6 protein-coding genes are annotated in these 5,569 nt (G+C 32.1%); all 6 read left to right on the plus strand.

Annotated features, from left to right (window positions below; genetic code table 11):
- Positions 1–576, plus strand: a 576-nt coding sequence (locus ACK5ON_RS09980) for a 3-hydroxyacyl-CoA dehydrogenase family protein (RefSeq protein WP_409822102.1), incomplete at its 5' end; no start/stop codon positions are given.
- 94 nt (positions 577–670) lie between these two features.
- Complete coding sequence (locus ACK5ON_RS09985; protein WP_409822104.1) at positions 671–1,912, plus strand: DUF1015 domain-containing protein; 1,242 nt, start codon at positions 671–673, stop codon at positions 1,910–1,912.
- A 135-nt stretch (positions 1,913–2,047) separates the two neighbouring features.
- Positions 2,048–2,713, plus strand: a complete 666-nt coding sequence (locus ACK5ON_RS09990) for a YggS family pyridoxal phosphate-dependent enzyme (protein WP_409822106.1) — start codon at positions 2,048–2,050, stop codon at positions 2,711–2,713.
- Positions 2,714–2,785: 72 nt separating this feature from the next.
- On the plus strand, positions 2,786–3,154 hold the full coding sequence (locus ACK5ON_RS09995; protein WP_409822108.1) for a four helix bundle protein: 369 nt from the start codon (positions 2,786–2,788) through the stop codon (positions 3,152–3,154).
- Positions 3,155–3,242: 88 nt separating this feature from the next.
- Complete coding sequence (locus ACK5ON_RS10000; protein WP_396175860.1) at positions 3,243–4,604, plus strand: exonuclease domain-containing protein; 1,362 nt, start codon at positions 3,243–3,245, stop codon at positions 4,602–4,604.
- The gene (gene miaA, locus ACK5ON_RS10005) at positions 4,604–5,539 is read left to right on the plus strand and encodes a tRNA (adenosine(37)-N6)-dimethylallyltransferase MiaA (RefSeq protein ID WP_409822111.1); all 936 of its coding nucleotides are present in this window, start codon (positions 4,604–4,606) and stop codon (positions 5,537–5,539) included. The genes ACK5ON_RS10000 and miaA overlap by 1 nt, the downstream gene beginning before the upstream one ends.
- The last annotated feature ends 30 nt before the right edge of the window (positions 5,540–5,569 follow it).

A 5,569-nucleotide genomic window follows, 5' to 3' on the forward strand; every position in this document is an offset into this window, starting at 1 on the left:
GAAGTTTGCAATCATAATGTGATTTTAGCAACCAATACTTCTTCCATTTCTATTACACAAATAGCGGCACAAGTGGTTCATCCAGAGAGAGTAATTGGAATGCATTTTATGAATCCGGTGCCAATAATGAAATTAGTTGAAATTATTCGGGGTTACAACACTTCTGATGAAGTAACAAAAATTATTATGGATTTGTCTGTTAAACTTGGTAAAACACCAACCGAAGTAAACGACTATCCTGGTTTTGTAGCCAACAGAATTTTGATGCCCATGATTAACGAAAGTATTGAAACTTTATACAATGGTGTTGCTGGTGTTAGCGAGATTGATACCGTAATGAAACTCGGAATGGCGCATCCCATGGGACCATTGCAATTAGCCGATTTTATTGGGTTGGACGTTTGTCTATCCATTTTAAATGTAATGTACGACGGATTTAAAAATCCAAAATATGCTCCTTGCCCACTTTTAGTAAATATGGTAATGGCTGGAAAATTAGGCGTAAAATCGGGAGAAGGTTTTTATGATTATTCGGAAAGTAAAAAAGCAGAGAAAGTTTCAAAGCAGTTTATATAAAATTTTAACCACAAAGCGCACGAAGAAGGCACAAAACACACAAAAATCTTCGTGACCTTCGTGAAAAACTTATTGACCTTCATGGTTAAGTAATATGAGCAAAATTATTCCCTTTAAAGCCGTTCGCCCCACTCCAGATAAAATTGGGTTGGTGACTTGTAGAAACTATGATGATTACAGTTCGGCTGAGCTTGCGGCCTGGTTGAGTTTTAATCCGTATTCGTTTTTACACGTTATTCATCCCGCCTATGTGCATTCGCAAAAAATCACTTTAGACAAACGTTTTAAAGGTGTGGCTCATAAATACCTAGATTTTAAAGAGGATGGCGTTTTTATGGAAGAAGAAAAACCTGTTTTCTTTTTATATGAAATAAAAACTAAAACCCAATCATTCACCGGAATTGTGGCAGGAACTTCCTTAGAAGATTATAAAAACAATGTCATCAAAAAACACGAAGATACGTTGCAATATCGCGTGGAATATTTCAAGGATTATTTGCATCAAACAGGTTTCAATACCGAACCCGTTTTAATCACTTATCCAGATAATGAAACTTTGAACTCATGGATTGCTGAAAAGAAAAAAAGCCATCCTATTTACAATTATTCCACAACGAATAAAGAGAAACACCAGCTTTGGAAAATTGATAGTGATGAAGAAATTCAATGGCTAATCAAACAATTTGAAAGTATTCCCGAATTATATATTGCAGATGGACATCACCGTTCGGCTTCTGCGGAAATGCTTTATGATGAAGACAAGCATCTAGGGAATGAGAATTTGAACTATTTTATGAGTTTCTTAATTGCTGAAAGTCAGGTCAAAATTTATGAATTCAACCGAATTATCCGCGATTTGAATGGCTATTCCAAAGACGATTTTCTCGAAAAACTTTCAGAACATTTTATCATCAAAGATAAAGAACAAGAATTATGGAAACCACAAAGCAAATTTGAATTTGGAATGTATCTTGACGGTCATTTTTACGCTTTGTTTTATAAGCAAGAAAGCACTGCTTTGTCCTCCCAAGCGAAGTCGAGGGAAAATATCCTAGAAAACCTTGATTCACAAATTTTGTACGCTAAAGTTTTGCAACCCTTACTAGCAATAGAAGATTTACGAAACGACGAACGTATAGAATACATTCCGGGAAAACAATCCATCGCTACGATAAAAGAATTGGTGGACGAAGGCGAATTTGAAGTTGGTTTTATGTTATATCCTTCTGATATATCAGAGATAAAAGCATTGGCAGATAACGATTTAATAATGCCTCCAAAAAGTACGTACATCGAACCTAAATTCAGAAGTGGACTGATAGTTTATGAATTGTAGATTTTATAAAATAGAACATTTAGAAAAGAAATAGAATGTTTATTTTAAAAACACAGATAAAAAAATCAATAAAATTTTAAAAATTTCTATAATTTCTTATATCTGTGTTCCATTAATATGATAAAAATAAATAAAATGTCAATACAAGATAACCTTCTAAAAATAAAATCCCAACTTCCAGAAAACGTTACACTCGTGGCAGTTTCCAAAACCAAACCAGTCGAAGATTTAATGGAAGCTTACCATGCTTGTCAACGCATTTTTGGTGAGAATAAAATCCAGGAAATGACCGAAAAGTGGCAGCAAATGCCAAAAGATATTGAGTGGCATATGATTGGTCATGTACAATCCAACAAAGTGAAATATATGGTTCCGTATGTGAAATTGATACACGGAGTAGACAGTTTGAAATTATTGAAAGAAATCAATCGTCAAGCCGTTCGCTGGAGAAAAAGCATTAATTGCTTATTGCAAATTCACATTGCCGAAGAAGAAACAAAATTTGGTCTTGATGAAAATGAATTGGAAGAGGTTCTTCACTTCGTTAAGAATGACAAAAACGGAATGACAAATATTAAAATAGTTGGTTTAATGGGAATGGCTACTTTTACTGATAATCATGAGCAAATTAAAAGAGAGTTTAACCATTTGAAATCAATTTTTGACCAATATAAAAAACTTGAAACCTCAAACTTGAAACTTGAAACACTCTCCATGGGAATGTCAGGAGATTATCAACTTGCTATTGAATGTGGCAGTACTATGGTTCGCATTGGAAGTAGTATATTTGGTGGAAGGTAGTCAATATCAATTGCAATTTCAAAAAATCAATTACAATATCAATTGGAATTTTAAATTTCATAAAATTAAATAATGGAAGAAAATCATATTTTTAGCGAGAAAATATTCAATTTTGAAGATCGATTAGTCCGTTTTGCTGGAGAATGTATTTTCTACACAAGAAATTTGAACAAGTCTTTTGAAAATGAATATTACAAAAATCAATTAATTAGATCTTCTGGAAGTTCATCATTAAATTTTGGAGAAGCTCAAGGAACAATTAGTGATAGAGATTTTGTTTTTAAAGTTGGTTTATCAGTAAAAGAGTTAAAAGAATCTCGAAATTCTTTAAAAATATTAAACTATATTAAAGAAGGAGACGAAAATAGTAGAGCGTTGCTTTTAAAAGAAGTTGAAGAATTAATAGCAATAGCTTCAAAAATGATAATTAATAAAAAATGATTCAATGTCAATGTCAATATCAATGGCAAAATTCAATATTGAAACTTGTTATTGCTATTGAAATTGATTTTTGATATTGATATTGAAAATGTACGCAATACTCGACATAGAAACCACTGGAGGGCAATTCAATGAAGAAGGAATTACCGAAATCGCCATTTATAAATTTGATGGTCATGAAGTAATTGACCAATTCATTAGTTTGGTTAATCCTGAAAAACCGATACAACCTTTTGTGGTAAAATTAACGGGAATCAATAATGCTATGTTGCGTTCTGCTCCAAAATTTCATGAAGTGGCCAAACGTATTGTAGAAATCACTAAAGATTGCATTTTAGTAGCACATAATACTTCATTTGATTATAGAATTTTGCGAACTGAGTTTAATCGATTAGGGTATGATTTTGTAAAACCCACTCTTTGTACCGTTGAATTATCTCAAAAATTAATTCCCGGACAAGTTTCATATAGTTTAGGTAAATTGGTTCGTGCATTGGGAATCCCAGTAACAGATAGACATCGAGCCAGTGGAGACGCTATGGCAACAGTAAAATTATTCAAAATGCTATTGGCAAAAGACACTGAAAAAGAAATTCTTATCAGTCTAATAAAAGCTGAGATTAAGAGAGGGTTGTCACCAAAATTGTTAGATTTAGTTGAAAGTTTGCCAAGCAGAACAGGAATTTATTATATCCATAACGAAAAAGGGGATATGATTTATATAGGCAAAAGCAAAAACATCAAAAAAAGAGTAAACCAACATTTTACAGGAACTTCCAGAAAAGCTAAAAAAATTCAATTGGAAGTTTTTGCAGTAACTTATGAAGAAACTGGAAGTGAATTGATTGCTTTGTTAAAAGAAAGCGAAGAAATTAAAATTAACAAACCCATTTATAACAGAGCGCAACGTAAGAGTATTTTTCAATATGCTTTATATGTAGAGAAAGATACACAGGGTTATTTAGCTTTACAAATCCAAAAGGCAGATGGACGAAAAAAAGAGATTACTTCATTTACAAGCATTCAGGAAGGAAAAAATTTGTTGTTCAAGATTACAGCCGAATACCATTTATGTCAAAAAATAAATGGTTTATATGATACGAAAAATGGTTGTTTTCAACATAAAATAAAAGAATGTAATGGAGCTTGTTTAGGCAAAGAACTTCCAGAAATATATAATCAACGTGTGGAGGAATTCGTTCATAAGATGAAGTTTCAAAACGAAAACATGGTCGTCATTGACAGAGGCAGAACAGTTGATGAACGCAGTGCTGTTTTGATTGAAAACGGAATTTATAAAGGATATTGTTTTTTTGATTTAAATTATCAAATCAATAATGTTGAAATTCTAAAAAATATTATTATTACTATGCAAAATAATCGTGATACTAGAACTATAATTCAATGCTATTTAAGAAGTAATAAAGTAATGAAAATTGTCAAATTTTAATGAATTATTTAATCACAATCATTGGTCCAACGGCCATTGGGAAGACATCTCTGAGTATTGCATTGGCGCAACATTTCAATTGTGATATTATTTCGTGCGATAGTCGACAATTTTATAAAGAAATGACAATCGGAACGGCAGTACCATCAGACGAAGAATTAATTGCCGCCAAACATCATTTTATTCAAAACAAATCCATCTTTGAAAATTACTCAGTAGGCGATTTTGAAAATGAAGCCACTGCCAAATTAGACGAATTATTTTTAAAAAATAATATCCAAATTATGGTTGGCGGTTCAGGTTTATTTGTTGATGCGGTGCTGAAAGGTTTTGATGATTTTCCTGAGATTAAAGATACTGTAAGAGAACAATTAAATGCTGATTTTGAGTTATTTGGAATAGATTATCTGCAAAATAAGTTAAAGGAATTAGATAATGATTTTTTCCAAAAACTATACTGCGAAAACCCACAAACATTACAAAATCCGCAACGAATGAAACGCTTTGTAGAAGTTTGCCTTGGCACAGGAAAACCGTATTCGAGTTTTTTAGGTCAGAAGAAAAACGAACGAAGCTTTACTCCTATTTTAATTGGTATTGAAGCTAACAGAGAAGTTATATATGAAAGGATTAATCAACGTGTTGACAATATGATTAATCAAGGACTAGTAGCGGAAGCTGAAAGATTATACCCAAACCGAGCTTTAAATGCATTACAAACTGTAGGTTACCGTGAATTATTTGATTATTTTGATTCCAATATTGAAGATTCCCGACTGCTCGGCAATGCCATTGAAGAAATCAAGAAAAATACGCGAAGATTTGCCAAACGCCAATTGACTTGGTTTAAACGAACTGAAAATGCCATTTGGTTTGATTATTTAACGGATAGAAAAAAGATTATAAAACATATAAATCAGCATATAAAGTCTTAATTCTTAATACTCATATCTTAATACTAAATG

It is taken from the genome of Flavobacterium sp. (genome assembly GCF_046317795.1).
In the GTDB taxonomy this organism is placed as follows: domain Bacteria; phylum Bacteroidota; class Bacteroidia; order Flavobacteriales; family Flavobacteriaceae; genus Flavobacterium.

Coding starts and splice junctions, on each gene's coding strand:
- ACK5ON_RS09985 (WP_409822104.1), top strand. CDS start 671: ATGAGCAAAATTATTCCCTTTAAAGCCGTTCGCCCCACTCCAGATAAA.
- ACK5ON_RS09990 (WP_409822106.1), top strand. CDS start 2,048: ATGTCAATACAAGATAACCTTCTAAAAATAAAATCCCAACTTCCAGAA.
- ACK5ON_RS09995 (WP_409822108.1), top strand. CDS start 2,786: ATGGAAGAAAATCATATTTTTAGCGAGAAAATATTCAATTTTGAAGAT.
- ACK5ON_RS10000 (WP_396175860.1), top strand. CDS start 3,243: ATGTACGCAATACTCGACATAGAAACCACTGGAGGGCAATTCAATGAA.
- miaA (WP_409822111.1), top strand. CDS start 4,604: ATGAATTATTTAATCACAATCATTGGTCCAACGGCCATTGGGAAGACA.